This window comes from Chromobacterium sphagni (genome assembly GCF_001855575.1).
GTDB lineage: Bacteria > Pseudomonadota > Gammaproteobacteria > Burkholderiales > Chromobacteriaceae > Chromobacterium > Chromobacterium sphagni.
Window position 1 is genome coordinate 17,903 of sequence record NZ_MKCS01000003.1, and the last position, 18,172, is coordinate 36,074.

Below are 18,172 nucleotides of genomic sequence, written 5' to 3' on the forward strand. Positions count from 1 at the left end.
TGGCGGCTCAAGGAAAACCGGCGCATCCCTGGCGGGACGTGCCGGTTTTTTTATACACTCGTACTGACAGCCCAAGCCGGCTGACCCCAATACACGCAACAGATAAAGGATAGACATGGCCAAGGTGTACAACTTTTCCGCCGGTCCCGCCGTCCTGCCGCACCAGGTGCTGGCCGAGGCGCAAAGCGAATTGCTGGATTGGCATGGCTCGGGCATGAGCGTGATGGAGATGAGCCATCGCGGCAAGGAATTCATGAGCATCATCCATGACGCCGAGCACGACCTGCGCGAGTTGATGCAGATTCCCGCCAACTACAAGGTGCTATTCCTGCAGGGCGGCGCTTCGCTGCAATTCGCGATGGCGCCGCTCAATCTGCTGGGCGACAAGGCCAGCATCGACATCGTCAACACCGGCCACTGGTCCAAGCTGGCGATCAAGGAGGCCAAACGCTACGCTAAAGTGAATGTCGTGGCCAGCAGCGAGGACCGCAATTTCGGCTACGTGCCAGACGAGTCCGCCTGGCAGCGCGATCCCAAGGCCGCCTATCTGCATTACACCTCCAACGAAACCATAGGCGGGCTACAGTTTCCGCACATCCCGTCCACGCTGGACGGTGTGCCGCTGGTCTGCGACATGTCGTCCGACTTCCTGTCGCGCGAGGTGGATGTCAGCCGCTTCGGCATGATCTATGCCGGCGCGCAGAAGAACATCGGCCCCTCCGGCCTGACCGTGCTGGTGATCCGCGAGGATCTGCTGGGCAAGGCGAAAGCGGACATTCCCACCATGATGAACTATCAGGTGCACGCCGACGCCGACTCGATGTACAACACGCCCGGCACCTACCCCATCTATATCGCCGGCCTGGTGTTCAAGTGGATGAAGGAGCAGGGCGCGATCAAGGGCATCGCCACCCGCAACGAGGAAAAGGCCGGCCTGCTGTATCACGTGATAGACGGCAGCGAAGGCTTCTACTCTACCCATATCGAAGCGCCGTTCCGCTCCAAGATGAATGTGGTATTCAAGCTGAAGGACGAGGCGCTGGACGAAATATTCCTGCTGGAGGCGCGCAAGAACGGCCTGGTGCAACTGAAGGGCCATCGCGCGGTGGGGGGCATGCGCGCTTCCATCTACAACGCGATGCCGATCGAGGGCGTGAAATCGCTAGTCAACTTCATGCAGGATTTCGCCCGGCAGCATAGCTGAGATCGGAAACCATCCCATCCGGCCCTGATAGCGCGCGCTGTCAGGGCCGTTTTCATTTCTGGAGTCCTGACTGCGCCGTTATGCGCTGTCATTTCGGTCAGAATCCAAGGCGCCGTTGCGCGGCAGGAGCGGCGGGAACCCGCCGCTATGGCTGCGTTCCCGCCGGCCGCGGCTTGGCGTGCTTGACGTATTGATCCAGCCAGCGGTCTTCCTCCCACAACATGTGCAGGATGGATTCGCGCGCGCGGTAGCCGTGGCTTTCCGCCGGTAGCATCACCAGCCGCGCGGTGCCGCCCAGCCCCTGCAACGCCTGGTACATTCGCTCGCTTTGGATGGGGAAGGTGCCCGGATTGTTGTCGGCCTCGCCATGGATCATCAGCAAGGCGTCCTTGATCTGGTCGGCGTAGTTGAACGGCGACATGGTCTGGTACACATCCTTCGCCTGCCAGAAGTTGCGCTCTTCCGACTGGAAGCCGAATGGCGTCAGCGTGCGATTGAAAGCTCCGGATCGGGCAATGCCGGCGCGGAACAGCCGGGTGTGCGCCAGCAGGTTGGCAGTCATGAACGAGCCATAGGAATGGCCGCCGATGGCGATGCGGTCGCGATCGGCCACCCCCAGTTTCACCACCTCGTCCACCGCGGCCTGCGCGTCCATCTTCAATTGCGGCAGGTAGCTGTCGTTGGGCTCCTGGCTGCCTTCGCCGACGATGGGCATGGTGGGGTCATCCAGCACCGCGTAGCCGCGCGCCAGCAAGGCCTCCGGTCCCCAGTAGCCGATGCGGTTGAAACGGTACGGCGAGTCGGTGACCTGGCTGGCGGCGTCGGCGCTCTTGAACTCGGCGGGATACGCCCACATCAGCATCGGCAGCGGGCCGTCGCGCTTGGCGTCGTAGCCGGGAGGCAGGTACAGGGTGGCGGTCAGGTCCACTCCATCCGCCCGCTTGTAGCGTAGTTGCTGCTTGTGCACGCTTTTCAATTGCGGGGTGGGGTGGGCGAAGAAAGTCAGCTGACGCAGGCCGTCGTCCTGTCCCAGCGTTTTCAGATACAGATTGGACGGCTGCTCCACCTGCTCGCGGCTCAGCAACGCTTTCTGCCCATCCAGCACCGCCAGCGGCTGTTCGTACCATGGTGCCTTCGATCGCCACAGCCGGGCGCTTTGCTTGCTGTTCAGATCAAACTTGTCGATGAACGGGCGGTCGCCTTCCGGACTGGCGCCGTCGCCGAGCAGATACAGGCTGTGGCCGTCGGCGCTGGTTTGCAGCAGGGATTGTCCCTGGCCATTGCTGATCATCGCCGGTGCGCCCGGATCGGCGTAGCGGTCTTCCGATTTGCGGCTGTTCAGCAACTCGGCGGTTTTGCCGGGATGCCCGGGCTGGACGCGCCAGGTCTTGATGTCGCGGGTTTTCCACCAGTATTCGCTGACCAGGGCCAGATCGTCGCGGCCCCACTGGATATCGGCAAAGCGGCTGGCCAGCTCCTGCAGCTTGAACGGCGGCTGGGTGAACGGCGCCGCCTGAAGATACAAGGCATCCCGCACTTTGGCGTCTAGCGCCGGATCGCCGCCATCCTGGGCCTCAGCCCAGAACAGCGACGCTGGCGCGTCGGCGCGCCACTCCACCTCGCGCGGACCGCTTTCCACCGCATCGTTGCCGGACGGTAGGCGCTCCAGCAGCGGGCGCTGCGCCACCAAGTGCACGCTGCGGCCCTTCATGTCCAGCACCTCGATCCGTTGCGGAAAGCGGTCGATCGGCACCAGGGTGGAGTAGGGGCGCTGCAGGCGCACCGACAGCAGATACTGCCGATCCGGCGAGGGCTGCACCGCCAGGTAGCGGTCGGGCTTGCCGATATTGCGCACCTTGCCGTCCGCATCCACCAGCGCCAGCTGGCTGGTCAGCTCGTAATCGAGCAGATCGGCGTCGTACGGCGTTTTCAGCAGGTCCGGATACGTGCGGGTTTGCGACAACTTGCCGCCCAGGCTCTGCTGGATATTGGGGTCGGCAGGCGTGGTCGGCTTCTCTGGCGCCGCGCCCTGTCCTGCGGGGCGCAGCTTGACCAGCAATTGCTGGCCGGTCCAGGCAAAGCCGCGGCCGCTGCTGGCGTTGAGATGAAAGCCGCCCAGGCGGTGCGCCCGCGCCTTGGCGGCATCCAGCAGCCACAGCTCCACACCCTTGTCTCCCCACAGGCTCAGCGCCGCCCGCTTGCCATCGGGCGACCATTGGCTGTCGGCGATGCGGGGGCTGGCCGGCAGGCCGGCCACCGCGCGGCTCTTGCCGCTAGCGATATCCAGCAAAGTCAGCGCATTGCCGAACTCGAAGCGGCTGCCGGCGTGCATTCTGGGATTCAAGCGCAAGCCAGCCAGTCTCAACTCAGGCTGCGACACGTCCGCTATGCCGGGCAGGCCGGGCCTATGGGTTTGCAGAATGGTATCGCGCTGGGGATTGAGCGACTGCAAAGGCGTGCGCGGCGCGTCCACCAGTGCCGCCAGTTCGGGCGGAGGCGTCTGGTAGCCAGACTCCGCGGCAAGGCAAGGGGACAGCAAGCCGGCCAGAACCAGGCCGGCCAGAGGTTTGTGACGGATAGCCATGCAATCTCCAGATGAGGCAACGCTGCTGCCTGAGCGCAAAACAGTCAAACTGCACCAGCGACGCGCCCGAGTCAAGCGTTTGACATGGCATTATTCCGCCGCGGCGGTCAGGCCAGCTGCGTTCCGAGAATGGCCTCTGGCTGCAGGCCGGTAGGCGCAATGGTCGGGTAGTTGAAGAATTGCAGGCTCAGCCCGCCGCCATCGGCATCGAAGCGCGCCGGATAGCCCAGCGGCAGCGTGGTCTTGTTGGCAATGTGGCCGAAGGGAATGCCGGTGAACACCGGCACGCCGCTGATGCGGCGCAGTTCGGCGACGACCGCATCGAAATTGTAGTGCGGATCGTAGACATCCTGATGCTTCTGCATCGAGAAGTCGCCCAGAAAGATGGCTTTCTGCCGCGACAGCACGCCGGCAAGGTGCAGCTGCTGCAACATGCGTTCCACCCGGTACGGTTGCTCGCCGACGTCCTCCAGGAACAGCAGGCCGCCCTTGATGTCCGGCAGATAAGGCGTGCCGGCCAGGCTGGAGAGCACGCTCAGGTTGCCACCCCAGAAGATGCCCTCTCCGCTGGCCTGGGTTTGCCCTATGGGAATGCGCAGGCTGCGTTGCGGGGAGGTGATGGCGCTGAAGAACTCGTTGATGGTGTAGGAGCTGGGATTCGCCCCGCCGAAATCGGCCAGCATTGGGCCGGCGAAGCTGCCGACGCCGCTCTTGGCCAGCAGCGCCAGCTGGATGGCGCAGAAGTCGCTGTAGCCCACCAGCAGCGTGTGCGAATCCTTCAGCCGCGCGCCCAGGCGGGCAAAGTCGAAATGCGGCAGCAGCCGCATTGCGCCATAGCCGCCGCGCGCGGCCAGCGTCAGCGGGGGAAGTTGCGGCATGGACAGCAGGGCCTGCAAGTCGCCCAGCCTTTGTTCGTCGCTACCGGCAAAGCGTTGGTATGCGCGCTCCAGCGCAGCGGTGTTTTCCAGCTGGAAACCGGCCCGCTCCAGGCGCGGCAAGGCCAGCTGGCGCTGTTTCGCTGGCACGATGCCGGAGCAGGCGGTCAGATACAGGCAGACTTGGGTGCGGACGGCGGGCTGTGCGGTTTGATCGGGCATGGAGCGGCATCCTTGCAAAATGCCGACGCCGGTGCCGATGGCTAGCCATTGCAGCAAGTGGCGACGGGGGAGATTGATGTCTGGAGTCATGAAAATCGGACGTGTCGGCTGGCCATGAGTTCCGGCCAATCTGGCGGTGACGGGATTTGGACGAGTATACGCCAAAAGAAAAGGCGGCCTCCAGCCAAGGGGACCGCCCGCGAGAGGCAAGGGAGTCAGGCTATAGCAGGTTGGCCATGCTGCTTGATGCCTGCTCCATCTGCGACAGTTCGCTGTTGAGATTGGAGTATTCGGTCAGCAGGCTGCTTTGTTCGTTGGTGAGCTGGCTTTGCAACTGGCCTTGCAGCTGCTGCTCGGTCGTCACCTGCGAGTTGAGATTGTTCTGATCGATGGTTATCAAGCCGGTCGGTCCTAGCAGATTGTTGATGGCGGTGTTGAAGGTGTTGCCGACACCGGTATTCTGGGCGTTGCCGAACAGGTTCGACACCGCGGATGGGTTGGCCGTCAGCGCCGCGTTGAACGTAGTCGAGTTGAGCGCCAGCGTGCCGTCCGCGCTCTGGGTGATTCCCACCTGGGCGAGATAGGCGTAGGAATTGACCGGATCCGCTCCCGGCACCGGGGTGCCCAACATGTCCGCCAGTTGCTCTTGCAGGCCGGTCAGGTCGCTGCTGATATCAGTGTTGGCCGGGGCATTACCCACGGTGGTGGAGCTGCTGGTGGCGGAATTGGTCGCTGATACCACCTGGTTGTAGGCCGAAACAAAGCTCTGCAGCGTGGAGGTGATATTGGCGGTGTTCTGACTCATGTTGATCGTGACCTGGCCGACTTTCTCCAGGTTAACCGTGGTGCCGTTGATCACATTGGTGACGGCATTGCTGCTGGAGGAGACGTTGACGCCGTTCACCGTCATCAGCGCATTCTGGGCGTTGGTCGACTCTCCGGCTGCGATGCTGCTTTGCTGCAGGCCCGCCAGCGTGTTCCCGGAAGTGGAGCTGCTGTCCGTCCCGCCCGAGGTGATCGAGAATGCGTTGCTGGGGCCGGCCTGGGTGGAGTTCAGCACCAGCGAGTAATTGTTGTTGTATTGCACGATGGAGGCGGATACGCCAATGCCGGCGCCATTGATGCTGCTGGCGATGGAGGACAGCGAGGTCGGGCTGCCATTATTGCTGAGCTGCACGGTGCTGCTGGTGCCATTCACGCTGAACGTCAACGAAGAGGGCGCGCCGGATAGCGCGGCGTTTTCGTCGGTAATCGGCTTGCCGTTGGAGCCTTGGTCAAAAACCAGCTGACGGGACTGCGCCAGCTGCGACACGTTTAGCACATACGATCCGGCGGCGCCGCCAGTGGTGGCGGTGGCGGTGGCGATGGTGCTGTCGGAAGAGGTTGCGCTGAACTGCTGCAGGAAGGTTCCCGATGCCAATGTCGTAGCGGCGGACTGCAGGCTGGACAAGGCGGAGCTAACCTGACCCAGGGTGCTCAGTTCCGACTGGTAATTGCTGACCCGCTGCTGGCTTTGAACCAGCGGTTGCGAATCAGCGGCGACCAATTGGCTGACAATGGACTGCACGTCAAGCGGGCCGACGCTACTACTGATAGATGAAGCTGACATGACGTCGTCTCCCAAGCCCCTGCCTGATCTGCCATCAAACAGGTATGTTGCAAATTAGGGCCAATGAGCTGCCAAGCTGTCATCACGGACTGAGTGCTGCTGTTATTGTGATTCGCATCCGGTGGATGAAAACGGTTTTCTGAACTTCTATCGACCGGTTGGCCGACAACTTTAGCCGGTACGCCAGTTTTTCTAATATTACACGCCCGGCTGCGGCTTACGCGTCGTGTCTTGCTTATTCTTTGAATTCATTTTTTAAGATTTGCTAAGTTTATATTGATATATCCAATCGGTTTTGAACGCCTCAGGACATTTCCGGTAGATTGGCCTCATCAAAGAACGGGCTGCAAGCATGGATATCGATCAAGCAAGGCTGACTCACCTGCAACAACTGGAGGCCGAGTCCATCCACATCATCCGCGAAGTGGCGGCGGAATTCGAAAACCCGGTGATGCTGTACTCCATCGGCAAGGACTCCGCGGTGATGCTGCACCTGGCCAAGAAGGCTTTCTATCCGGGCAAGCCGCCGTTTCCGCTGATGCACGTGGACACCACCTGGAAATTCCGCGAGATGATCGCACTGCGCGACAAACAGGCCAGGGAAAACGGCTGGGATCTGATCGTCCACATCAATCAAGACGGCGTGGATGCCGGCATCAATCCCTTTACCGCCGGCAGCGCCAAGCACACCGACGTGATGAAGACCGAGGGCTTAAAGCAGGCCCTCGACAAATACAAGTTCGACGCGGCCTTCGGTGGCGCGCGCCGGGACGAGGAGAAAAGCCGCGCCAAGGAGCGCGTTTACTCCTTCCGCGACAAGAACCATCGCTGGGACCCGAAAAACCAGCGACCGGAACTCTGGAATATCTACAACGGCAAGATAGACAAGGGCGAGAGCATCCGCGTGTTCCCGCTGTCCAACTGGACCGAGCTGGACATCTGGCAATACATCTATCTGGAAAGCATCGAGATCGTGCCGCTGTACTTCGCCGCCGAGCGCCGGGTGGTGGAGCGCGACGGCATGCTGATCATGATAGACGACGACCGCATCCTGCAGTATCTGACTCCAGAGGAAAAGGCCCGCATCGAAACCCGCAAGGTACGCTTCCGCACGCTGGGCTGCTACCCGCTGACCGGCGCAGTGGAGTCCGGCGCCACCTCCTTGCCCGAGGTGATCCAGGAGATGCTGCTGACCCGCACCTCCGAGCGCCAGGGCCGGCTGATAGACCACGACAGCGCCGGCTCGATGGAAAAGAAGAAAATGGAAGGGTATTTCTAATGTCGCACCAATCCGAACTGATCTCCGGGGACATCCTGGAATACCTGCGCCAGCATGAAAACAAGGACATGCTGCGCTTCATCACCTGTGGCAGCGTCGACGATGGCAAATCCACTCTGATAGGCCGCCTGCTGCACGACTCCAAGCTGATTTTCGAAGACCAGTTGGCGGCGATAGAACGCGACTCGAAGAAGTACAACACCACCGACCAGAACATAGACCTGGCATTGCTGGTGGACGGCCTGCAGGCCGAGCGGGAACAGGGCATCACCATCGATGTCGCCTACCGCTACTTCAGCACCGACAAGCGCAAATTCATCATCGCCGACTGCCCGGGGCACGAACAGTACACCCGCAATATGGCCACCGGCGCCTCCACCAGCAACCTGGCCATCATCTTGATAGACGCCAGGCGCGGCGTGCAGACCCAGACCCGCCGCCACAGCCATATCGTCAGCCTGCTGGGCATCCGCCATGTGATCGTGGCGGTGAACAAGATGGACCTGGTGGACTATAGCGAAGACGTGTTCAACCGCATCCGCGACGAATATCTGACCTTCGCCGAACACCTGGACATCCCCGACATCCGCTTTGTGCCGCTGTCCGCGCTGCGCGGCGACAATGTGGTCAGCCACAGCGAGGCCGCCCCCTGGTATCAGGGGCCGCCCCTGATGCATCTGCTGGAAACGGTGCAGATCAGCCACGACGTGGCGCTGGACGTCTTCCGCCTGCCGGTGCAATACGTCAACCGGCCCAATCTGGATTTCCGCGGCTTCTGCGGCACGGTGGCGTCCGGCAGCATCCACCAGGGCGACCGCATTGTGGCCTTGCCCTCCGGCAAGCAAAGCCGGGTGAAAGAAATCGTCGTCTATGGCGGCAGCTTGCCCAGAGCGTCATCCGGCCAGGCCGTCACTCTGACGCTGGAAGACGAAATCGACATCTCGCGCGGTGACATGCTGGTGCGCGCCGACGAGGCGGCGCCCCATGTGTCGCGCAGCTTCGACGCCAACCTGGTGGCGATGGGCGAGGTGCCGCTGCGGCCTGGCAAGGAGTACGGCTTCAAGTTGGCTGGCAAATACGTGACCGGCCGCATCGAATCCATCCAGCACCGGGTGGACATCAATACGTTGGCCAATACCCCGGCCGAGGCGTTGGCGCTCAACGAAATCGGTCTGTGCCGCATCTCGCTCAACAACCCGGCAGTGTTTGATTCGTACCGGAACTGCCGCGGCAGCGGCAGCCTGATTCTGATCGACCGCCTGAGCAACGGCACCGTCGCCGCCGGCATGATCAGCCAGGCGGTGGCCGATGGCATGCAGGACAGGCTGACCTCCTGGCAGCAGTTCGAACAGGAACTGGCTCTGCTGCTGCACAAGCATTACCCGCAGATGACGCTGGCCGAGCTGGCGCAACGCCTGTCCGAAACCGCCAAGCCTTGACGCTTGCGGTCAGCGCCAAAGAAAACCGCCCCGGCATGCCGGGGCGGTTTTCTCTTGCGATGTCAGCCGGCCATCCATGATTTTGATATGGCTGATGTACGTCGGTTTCCGATGGGAGAGGCAGCCGGCTGCGGCCAGCCTGGGATGCCGCTACTTGACGGTGATGATGACTTCTATATTGCCGCGAGTGGCGTTGGAGTAGGGACATACCTGGTGGGCGGCGTCAACCAGATCCTGGGCCGCTTCTCGCGCCATGCCCGGCAGGCTGATATCCAACTGGGCGGCGATGCCGAAGCCTTTTGGAATCGGACCGATGGCAATGCTGGCATCGATGCTGGCATCGGCCGGAACGGCGATTTTTTTCAGCCCGGCCACATGGCGGATGGCCCCCATGAAGCAGGCCGAATAGCCGGCGGCGAACAGTTGCTCCGGATTGGTCGCGCCTCCTGCGCCGCCCATTGCCTTGGGCACGGCCAGCTTGACATCCAGCAGGCTGTCATCGCTGACTGAGCGCCCGTCGCGGCCGCCGGTGGTGTGGGCCTTGGCGGTATACAGCACTTTCTCGAGTTTTCCGGTCATATTCATCGCCTTTCATGCGGCGGTTGAAGTGGAATCGAGATTATGACCGGTCTATGGGTTCCGTGACGTTCTGGATAGTCTGAAAGGATGGGATCAAATGCCTATCTTGTCGTGCCAGTCCGCCATGAAGCGTTGCGGCGGCTGGGGCCGGCCGTAGTGGAAGCCCTGGATCGCGGTGCAGCCGGCCTGCCGCAGAAAATCCACTTGGGCCTGCGTCTCCACGCCCTCCGCCACCGGGTCCAGCCCCAGGCTGGCGGCGAGTGCGATGATGGTGCGGATGATGGCCTCGCCATCCTTGCCGGCGCCGATGCCCATGATGAAGCTGCGATCTATTTTCAGGACTTGCACCGGTAGTTGTCTGAGATAGGCCAGCGATGAATAGCCGGTGCCGAAGTCGTCGATGGACAGCCGGACTCCCAGCTTGCGCAGCGCCGCCAGCGTGACAATGGCGTCATCCACCGCCATGATCACGCTTTCGGTGATTTCCAACTCCAGCTGGCCGGGGGCTAGCCCATGCCTGTCCAGCAAAGCCTGTATCCGTTGAGGCAAATCATCGTGCTCCAGTTGCTTGACTGACAAATTGACCGAAACCGACGGAATGCTGAAGCCTTGCTGGCGCCATTGCGCCAGTTGGCGGCAGGTTTTCTCCAGCACCAGCTCGCCCAGCGGCAGGATCAGTCCGCACTCTTCGGCAATGGGGATGAAGCGGGCAGGGGGCACGCTGCCCAGCATAGGACTGTTCCACCTTGCCAGCGCCTCCGCGCCGATCAAGGCGCCGCTAGCCGAGTCGACCTTGGGCTGGTAATGCACTTCGATCTCGTGATTGTCCAGTGCCTGACGCAATTGTCTTTCTATGGCGACTCTCGCCTCGGCCGCCGCGGACAATTCGGGGGTGTAGGGCTGGCAGCGGTTGCGGCCGGTCGACTTGGCCTGATACATGGCGATGTCGGCATTGCGCACCAGGGTGTCGACATCCGCGCCATCGCCCAGGGCAAAGCTGATGCCTATGCTGGCAGACAGATAAAGGTCGTTGTCATGGACGGCAAAGGGTTGGTTGAACAACGACAACAGTTTTTCGGCAACGATGCCTGCGGTGTCGCGGCTGTCCAGCTGATCGAGCACGCAAACGAATTCGTCGCCGCCCAGCCGGGCCAGCAAATCTTGTGGACGAACATGGGCGGAGAGGCGGGCGGCCACTGCCATCAGCAGCTGGTCGCCGACATAATGGCCCATCGTATCATTGACATCCTTAAAACGGTCCAGGTCGATATACAGCAGGGCTAGGCCGCGCTCGCCAATCTCCGGGCGGTCCAGCGCCTGTTGCAGGCGTTTGTGGAACAGCAGGCGGTTGGGCAGGCTGGTCAATGGATCGTGGTGCGCCAGCCGGTCAAGCCGGTCCTCGGCGCGGCGGCGTTCGGATATCTCCCCCTCAAGCTGTTGATTGGCGTTTTCCAGCGCCTGGGTCCGCTCCGCCACACGTTGGTCCAGATCGCGATTGGCATCCTCAAGAGCCAAGGCCTGCCGGGCTATGATTCGCCCGGCGTGGAGAACGACCAGCATTTGGGCGATGAACAGCACCCCCATCAACGCGCAGATGGCCAGCGTAAGCCACATCAACCGTCGAGACGAGCTTGAAACGAATGGCGTGGCGTCCAGATAAACTTCAAGCACGCCTTCGACTTTGCCATCGGGCGCGTGCACCGGCACATAGGTGGAGATGATGTCGCGCTCGGTCAGCGTGCGCTCAAACGCATCAATGCTGTGGCTGTGGGCCAATTCGCTGGCGGGCACATTGGCAGCGGCCGAACGGTAGCCGCCGTTGTCGCTTTCGTCTTCGCCTATCTGCTCGGCATCGGTGGAAAACAGCGTCAAGCCGTTGAGCGCGTATACCTTGAGCTTGATGACGTCGGTCCCGCGCATCAACTCCACCACCGCGTCGCGCAATTTGGCCTGCCGCGCCGCCTGCTGCAGCTTGGCCGGCTTGTTGGCCAGCGGGATCAATGGCCTGAAATCGCTCCATAGCGAATTTTCGAAAATCTGCGCCAGCGACGCCGCGCGGCTTTTCTCCAGCTGCAGCAGCTGCTCGCCGGAGTAATGTCGCAGATAGCCGGCCATCAATCCGGTAGCAATGCCCATCAGCAATAGCGATAGCAGAAAAAAATAGGGCACCAATCGGAAAGGACGGGGCCGCTCTAAAGAGGAATGCCTGGCCATGGCTGGTCTCGCACCTGAGAGAGAGAGAACGATTGTCAGTTTAGGCGATGATGCAGGAGCTGGTCGGGCATCACGCGCACGGCGACTGGTCACAGCTGGGCGACATCGTGATGATGCTGAAGCGCCGCGCCGACGCGACCGCGGGCTTCACGTGTCCAGAGGCGGGCGAAGCGTTTGCAGAGTAGCAGCGGCGCATTCGGAGGACTGCGAGGCCACGGCGCTTCTCTGATATCGAAGACGGCTTATAGTTCGCATAATCTATATTATGTAAAATATTGGATTTCAAAATTATGGGCAAGATTCTATCAGAAAAAATTTATGCGACTGACACGATTCATGTCGTATCTGCGCAACACTTTGAGGAAACTTCGGAATGCTGCTGAGCGGGATCTTCAATAATGGCAATGAAGTCTGACTTAACAAAACTCAAGCAGACAAATACGAGGCCTACCGGATTTGCACGTTAAACGCGTATAGCATAATCCCGGCAAACACAAACTTCATACTCATCCATGTCCCGATAACAGTTACCCAACTAAGCCAGCGCTTTCGAGAAGGATTGACTTTATTTTGTAGTGGCGTGAATACCACCCAGCAGGCTAATCCAAATACCAATCCACTAAGCCCCTGCATAGCTACCTGCTGCCAATAGTGGTCAATATTCTCGGTAATAGGTCGTCCGATAGCGCCCGCAATAAACCCAAAAATTAGCCAGCGAATTAAATATGTCCGCCATAACATCCACGGCCTAGAGCTTGCTTTCACAATATCTAATTGAGCGTCTTTATCTTTCATTTCAATGCACCACAAGCTGATGAAGGAACCAAGCAAGAAGATGTCGCGCAGATCGCCATGAGGTTGCGCGGCGCATTCAGGCCACCTTCAAGACGTTGCTCCCCTGCTCTAGGGTCGCTGGCTCCAACGCTTCTTCCTACTGGAGAGCAAGACATCATGCAATGACAATAGTATTTTTATTGCCTAAAATCAGGCCGAAACCGGGGTGTTTTGGATCAAAATGAGAAAAAAGACGGGTATTACCAGTCACCCGTCTAGGTCCGCTTCGCGGCCCTTTGTTCGGCTCCGAATCCCTGCGTTGATGTGCTGAGCCAGGACGCGGCGAACATGAGACATGCTCTCAGGCTCAACGCTGACCGTCCTAATCACAGCGCGCCACACTCCGTTCACAATCCGCCCCGTCATGAATGGATCGGTAACTCCCCGGAAAGGCCGGACAACGTCAAACATTTGCCCAGCCAGAACCGGTAGCTCAAACCGGACAGGCGTACGGCCTTGGATCGACGCCATTTCGGATGGTTCTAGCAACAAGTCCACCTGCCAAAGCCCAAACGCAGCACCTGGCGATCTTGATTTCTCCAACCACATTTGATGCTTCCCCCTCCGGTCCATCTATCGCTGCACCACTACTTCGCCGCCCTTTTTCGCAGCCACGATCGACGCATTGATGCTTCTTACCAAAGCCAGCTTTGCGGAATCCATTGAACGACCTACCCCCATTGGATCGATCATCTGCATCTTGGCTCGCCACTCCCCCTCCACAAGCCGGCCAGCCAGCGCCAGCTCATGAACATCCCGATATGGTCTATCAATGAAAAACACCTGCCCCGGCAGGATAGGAAGAGCAAAAACAATAACTTCCCAATCCGGAATCGACTCAAGCTCGCTAAGCTCAAGCAACACATCCACTTGCCACGCGCCAAGCTCGAACCCTAGAATTCTTGTTATTTCTATTAGCACAATACGCTCCTAGAAACCCCATTCTATGGTTATAGACTAGCCATAAGGGCAAAGGCCACGCCGGCTAGACTACCGCCCCTTGCCCTAGCGCATCTCCCTGAGCCAGGACCGTGTCTCGGTGGAGGAAAATCTCCCTAGGGTCGTAGAGCGCGCAGGGCCAGCCGGAAAAGTGCGCCACGGAGTCATGAACGTGATTGGCCAGGAAGGCCGCCACGGCATCCGACACCGGCACCGTGCTGTCCCAGCCGCTCAGGATCAACTTTTCGTAGTCGGTCTGGGCTCGCGGATGCCGGTCCTGGCCAGTACCCTCATACGGGTTGCGGATGAACTCAATCTGACGGATAAGCCGCTTCTGTTCGGTGACCAGCTGCTTGCCCTGTTCGGTCGCATCCTCAGGCACCTTGTCCTTCCAACGCTTGTCATCAAACTTGAACTGCGGCCTTGCCTCCGGCGCGGCTAAGCACGCCTCACAATTCGCCTTGGGAATCAGACCGGACAACAGGGGCGTATTATCGTCACTGCGCGCCAAGGCGCTACGCCATTTGAACAAAGGAATGCGATGGTCGCGGATTTGGCTAACCAGATCGCCGCCGGAACTAGTGAGCGCCTCCCGATAGGCAATATAAGAATCAACAGTCGTATCATCACTTAAATAGAATTGAGGTCGAGCTTTCGCATCCATATCCTTCAAAGAAAGTAGCGGCACGCCTGCCTTAAGCGCTTCAAAATACATTTCTCTCAGTGGAATTTTAGCCAGGTCATTACTGCGGCCTTGCTCATTCGGATAATATCCACCACCGACATCCGAATGCACGCCAGGGTAAATCACCTCTTCGCTATTGTTCGGATATGCGCCATCATGTGCAATGGAGTCCAAAGGAAAGGCCTGGCGAACCTCATGTGCGGACACCAAATGCACACAACGCTTTACTTGTGTAGGAATCCGTAAATCTTTCGCCCAATCGGCATGCATCCCTGGGCCACCGACAGACGCCACGGTATCAAACAATCCCAGGAAATTTAGCTCCAGCGGCACCCTTCTACCAAAGTGGGACTTCCATTTGACGGCACCGCCCTCGGTAATTTCGCATTGCTCTTTAAACAACCTAAGCACAAAGGCCCTTGCTAGCGTTGCACCACGCGAAAAGCCAAACACATTCACTTGAATAACTGGAATGTGACTCATTGCTCCATCGCCATACTCAACATCTAATATTTCGGCAAAACGGCGCAGCGCATGCTGCAAACGCATTTCACCACCCTTGCCGAATGCCAAACCTAAGGTGCCACCCTTATCCTCGCCGATGTCGTAAAATTTTGAATTGAAATTAGTACCAACCCCAGGCACGTACTCTCGAAAAGAGTCTTGTCCTTTATCTTCCAAATTTGCGAGAAATAGCCTCCCCACATTTGATATCGCTTGCTTCTCTGGCTGCTTCGCCTGCTCGCTGTACAGATTATTGCCAGTGCCATCAAAATAAAGACTAATCTTTGCACAAAGCCGGCATCGAACCCGATCCATTGCGGTTTTATAGTCATCCCAACCGTGTTCCTTTCTGTAGCGGGCCATTCTAGCCTGCTCCGCCGCCGCATCTAGGATGCCATCATCAATATAATTTCCAGACTGCCGCAAACTCATTGATTTATCCTTATTTTTTAGCGCAAGCTACGCTACCTACCGCATAGTCCAATTCTACAGTATTCAAATCTCTAAAAATTACACACAAAGAGGTTTCTTGCTTAAACATATCGGGGCTATCCACTGGAAAACGAGGCGGCAATTTGGCCATCACAACATGCTCCTCGTCAGGAAGAATCAATTTACCCGGAGTGTAGGTACCGTTTTTATTACCTACGCCCGGCTCTTCTTCTCTCCCCCACTCCCACATTACCCGTACCGGCTTGCGCCAATCAGTCACGCCCGAATAGCAACAAACAGAAGAATATCCACCTCGCGGCGAGCCATCCGGATAACGCTTCCCCATATTCGCAGCCCAATATTTATCCACAAAGGCTTGCGATACGTAGCGGTCCGTATGGTTGACCAGGACGATGCTCAATGCCCGCGCCTTACCCGCAAAGGGGTCGTCCGGAAGTCCGGACGCGGTACTACAACCGACCAGCAGCAGGCTGACCAGGACGATACACTTGCTAAAACCATGCATTCATTACACTCCGTTGAATTTCAGCAAATGCTAAACCAAGACAACACCGTCTGTCTGCTGACCATTGGTGTTAGGTCTTGGTTTCCCTGGGAAGTCAAAAGCGCCCTCGCCGGGCGGCAGGCCCGGGGGATGTTTGGCAAGCCAAAATCCCCCGGCCTTGCCGTGGAGGGTCTTTACCTGGGCAAGGGCATCAAGGGCACAGATCCTCGCCCGTGGTCTGTCCCGATCCCCGTGGACACTAACTTAAGGTGGATAATCCCCACCAAGGAGCAGTGTTCATGATCAAGACCAGACGTACTTTCCCGGAGGCCCTCAAGCGCGAAGCGGTTGAGCAGGTACTTGCCGGCACCCCGTTACGGCATGTTGCCCAAGCCTTCGACATTACCGAGTCGCTGCTGGGCAAGTGGAAGCGTCAGCTCCAAGACGCCGGACCCGATGCCTTCCCCGGCCGAGGCAAACAGACCGGTGAAGCCGCCGAGCTCAAGCGACTGCGGGATGAGCTGGCCCGCGTTACCATGGAGCGCGATGTCCTAAAAAAAGCGCTCGCCATCTTCTCGCAACCCACGAAGTGAAATTCCGCGCGATTCAGGCACTGTCGGGCCGCTACCCAGTAGCCCCGATGTGCCAACTGTTTCGTGTGTCCCGCAGTGGCTACTATGCGTGGCTACACCGCCCCCCTTCGGCGCGAGAGATGGCGAACCGACAACTACTGCGCGAAATCCGGCTGGTGTATGCTGAGGTCAACGGCATCTATGGCCATCGGCGAATTCATGCCGAACTTCTAACGCAGGGTTTCGCCTGTGGGCGGCATCGCATCGCGGGCTTGATGCGGAGAAACGGTATCAGGGTCAGAACTCGTAAACGTTGGCGACCCGTGAGTGGTGGCCAACATCTTCTCCCCGTAGCGCCCAATCTATTACAGCGCCAATTTGCTGCTTGCGACATCAATCAGCGTTGGGTGTCGGATATGACCTATATCCGGACCAGTGAGGGGTGGCTGTACCTGGCGGTGGTACTCGACTTGTACTCCCGGGCGATAGTGGGCTGGGCCATGCATCACCGAATGCAGCAAGAACTGGTGCATGCTGCCCTGACGATGGCGGTGGCGCGTCGCAAGCCTTCAGGAGAGGTGATTCTGCATTCGGACCGTGGGAGTCAGTACTGTGCCTTTGACTACCAGGCGCTGCTGAAGCGGCATGGGATGGTACCGAGCCACTCCCGCGCCGGGAACTGCTGGGATAATGCAGCGATGGAGAGCTTCTTCCGTTCACTGAAGTCGGAACGTGTTTATCTGACCCACTACCGGAGCTACGAGGAGGCGCGTACAGATGTGTTTGATTACATCCGTTTTTACAATCACCAACGACGTCATTCGACCCTGGGGTACCTGACCCCGGTTGAGTTCGAACGCCGCCGCTCAGAGCTTAGTGCTTAACCCTCTGTCCATGGAGAGTGGGACAGACCAGTGCTATCGAACAGCAAGTACACCTGATCGCCTGCAGGCACATAAAAAACCCGCCAAGGCGGGTTCCCATTTAAGCAAGACGAGCTAAGCCGCTGAATGGTCAAGAAATCCCATAACTTGCTTATCGGCTACTTCCCCGGAAAGGCTATAGCGTTCCTTAAGCAAAGCTGCAAGCTTGTGCGAGTCGCCCTCTGTTTGAAGCAATTCGTCCTCCGTCAGCCTGCTCCAAGTCTGCTTGGCTGTGCCGATACGCTGCTTCCAATTCAGATTAGATGCATGATCTTCAACCTCTCCAACGGCACTATAGCCAGCCGACTTGCCATCAGCGCCGGCCGCAGCTTGCTCTATCGCCTCCAGCTTGGACGCAGTTTCTTGAGCATTTTGTCGCCACATGTTGAGTATCAAGGAGGGGACAAATAAATTGACGTACCAAAACCATTGATACACTAACATTCCCAAATCTTGAATCCCCTTCTCATTCCTATCTGCTCCATGATGAGAGTGTCCCGCCTCAAACCGTTCCGTGATTCCACTCATGATCATTACTCCTTAGATCTAGCATCGTCGAATGACGAGCTTGCCAGGCAAAGAGTCAGCACTCAGGCACGAGCAGTCTGTGCGAGAGCGCACTGAGGCAATCTATCAAGGCAAACAAAAAATTCATGCACAATGAATTAAATGACTTGAGGATTGTCAAGAAAAGAACTGGAAAAATGCCCAGCCCGTTTGCGGAAATTTTGCAGAAACCAGTATGGCAACACCACTGGAATTGAGAAAAATTA

At 58.7% G+C, this 18,172-nt stretch carries 16 protein-coding genes; 6 read left to right on the forward strand and 10 right to left on the reverse strand.

Annotation, left to right across the window (positions count from 1 at the left end; translation table 11 throughout):
* The first annotated feature begins 115 nt into the window (after nucleotides 1-115).
* Nucleotides 116-1,204, forward strand: a complete 1,089-nt coding sequence (serC, locus tag BI347_RS19060) for a 3-phosphoserine/phosphohydroxythreonine transaminase (protein ID WP_071114473.1) — start codon at nucleotides 116-118, stop codon at nucleotides 1,202-1,204.
* 145 nt (nucleotides 1,205-1,349) lie between these two features.
* Here the strand turns inward: serC and BI347_RS19065 are convergent, their stop codons facing one another.
* The 3 genes from BI347_RS19065 to fliD all read right to left on the reverse strand — a co-directional run bounded on the left by BI347_RS19065 (nucleotide 1,350) and on the right by fliD (nucleotide 6,494).
* A complete protein-coding gene (locus BI347_RS19065; RefSeq protein ID WP_083339054.1) occupies nucleotides 1,350-3,788 on the reverse strand; it encodes an alpha/beta hydrolase family protein in 2,439 nt (812 codons plus the stop codon).
* A 107-nt stretch (nucleotides 3,789-3,895) separates the two neighbouring features.
* Nucleotides 3,896-4,885, reverse strand: coding sequence for an LD-carboxypeptidase (locus tag BI347_RS19070; protein ID WP_239690961.1), 990 nt, complete (start codon nucleotides 4,883-4,885; stop codon nucleotides 3,896-3,898).
* Between the two features lie 220 nt (nucleotides 4,886-5,105).
* On the reverse strand, nucleotides 5,106-6,494 hold the full coding sequence (fliD, locus tag BI347_RS19075) for a flagellar filament capping protein FliD (RefSeq protein ID WP_071116781.1): 1,389 nt from the start codon (nucleotides 6,492-6,494) through the stop codon (nucleotides 5,106-5,108).
* A 352-nt stretch (nucleotides 6,495-6,846) separates the two neighbouring features.
* Here fliD and cysD point away from each other — a divergent pair, with 352 nt between their 5' ends.
* Entirely contained in the window at nucleotides 6,847-7,773 is a 927-nt protein-coding gene (gene cysD, locus BI347_RS19080; protein WP_071114470.1) for a sulfate adenylyltransferase subunit CysD, read from the forward strand.
* Nucleotides 7,773-9,212, forward strand: coding sequence for a sulfate adenylyltransferase subunit CysN (gene cysN / locus BI347_RS19085; protein WP_071114469.1), 1,440 nt, complete (start codon nucleotides 7,773-7,775; stop codon nucleotides 9,210-9,212). The genes cysD and cysN overlap by 1 nt, the downstream gene beginning before the upstream one ends.
* Before the next feature lie 150 nt (nucleotides 9,213-9,362).
* Here cysN and BI347_RS19090 read toward each other — a convergent pair whose 3' ends face one another.
* Together BI347_RS19090 and BI347_RS19095 are read right to left on the reverse strand one after the other, a co-directional pair.
* A complete protein-coding gene (locus BI347_RS19090) occupies nucleotides 9,363-9,791 on the reverse strand; it encodes an organic hydroperoxide resistance protein (RefSeq protein WP_071114485.1) in 429 nt (142 codons plus the stop codon).
* A 93-nt stretch (nucleotides 9,792-9,884) separates the two neighbouring features.
* The gene (locus BI347_RS19095; RefSeq protein ID WP_158020824.1) at nucleotides 9,885-11,927 is read right to left on the reverse strand and encodes a putative bifunctional diguanylate cyclase/phosphodiesterase; all 2,043 of its coding nucleotides are present in this window, start codon (nucleotides 11,925-11,927) and stop codon (nucleotides 9,885-9,887) included.
* A gap of 125 nt (nucleotides 11,928-12,052) precedes the next feature.
* Between BI347_RS19095 and BI347_RS24055 the strand changes: the two genes are divergently transcribed.
* Complete coding sequence (locus BI347_RS24055; protein ID WP_158020825.1) at nucleotides 12,053-12,190, forward strand: hypothetical protein; 138 nt, start codon at nucleotides 12,053-12,055, stop codon at nucleotides 12,188-12,190.
* Between the two features lie 262 nt (nucleotides 12,191-12,452).
* On the opposite strand, the gene BI347_RS23735 is transcribed toward BI347_RS24055, so the two are convergent.
* The 4 genes from BI347_RS23735 to BI347_RS23060 form a co-directional block, all read right to left on the reverse strand.
* Nucleotides 12,453-12,800, reverse strand: a complete 348-nt coding sequence (locus BI347_RS23735; protein WP_139167269.1) for a hypothetical protein — start codon at nucleotides 12,798-12,800, stop codon at nucleotides 12,453-12,455.
* A gap of 612 nt (nucleotides 12,801-13,412) precedes the next feature.
* Nucleotides 13,413-13,760, reverse strand: coding sequence for a hypothetical protein (locus BI347_RS19105; RefSeq protein ID WP_071116784.1), 348 nt, complete (start codon nucleotides 13,758-13,760; stop codon nucleotides 13,413-13,415).
* Nucleotides 13,761-13,824: 64 nt separating this feature from the next.
* Nucleotides 13,825-15,399: a T6SS phospholipase effector Tle1-like catalytic domain-containing protein gene (locus tag BI347_RS19110; RefSeq protein WP_071116785.1), complete on the reverse strand. Its 1,575-nt coding sequence runs from the start codon at nucleotides 15,397-15,399 to the stop codon at nucleotides 13,825-13,827.
* Nucleotides 15,400-15,409: 10 nt separating this feature from the next.
* Complete coding sequence (locus BI347_RS23060; RefSeq protein WP_083339056.1) at nucleotides 15,410-15,925, reverse strand: DUF3304 domain-containing protein; 516 nt, start codon at nucleotides 15,923-15,925, stop codon at nucleotides 15,410-15,412.
* 278 nt (nucleotides 15,926-16,203) lie between these two features.
* On the opposite strand from BI347_RS23060, the gene BI347_RS19120 reads away from it, so the two are divergent.
* Both BI347_RS19120 and BI347_RS19125 read left to right on the forward strand, forming a co-directional pair.
* A complete protein-coding gene (locus BI347_RS19120; RefSeq protein WP_046166891.1) occupies nucleotides 16,204-16,497 on the forward strand; it encodes a transposase in 294 nt (97 codons plus the stop codon).
* Nucleotides 16,494-17,360, forward strand: coding sequence for an IS3 family transposase (locus BI347_RS19125; RefSeq protein ID WP_071116787.1), 867 nt, complete (start codon nucleotides 16,494-16,496; stop codon nucleotides 17,358-17,360). The genes BI347_RS19120 and BI347_RS19125 overlap by 4 nt, the downstream gene beginning before the upstream one ends.
* 114 nt (nucleotides 17,361-17,474) lie before the next feature.
* Here BI347_RS19125 and BI347_RS24430 read toward each other — a convergent pair whose 3' ends face one another.
* Complete coding sequence (locus BI347_RS24430; RefSeq protein WP_204378116.1) at nucleotides 17,475-17,927, reverse strand: CsbD family protein; 453 nt, start codon at nucleotides 17,925-17,927, stop codon at nucleotides 17,475-17,477.
* Nucleotides 17,928-18,172 lie beyond the last annotated feature (245 nt).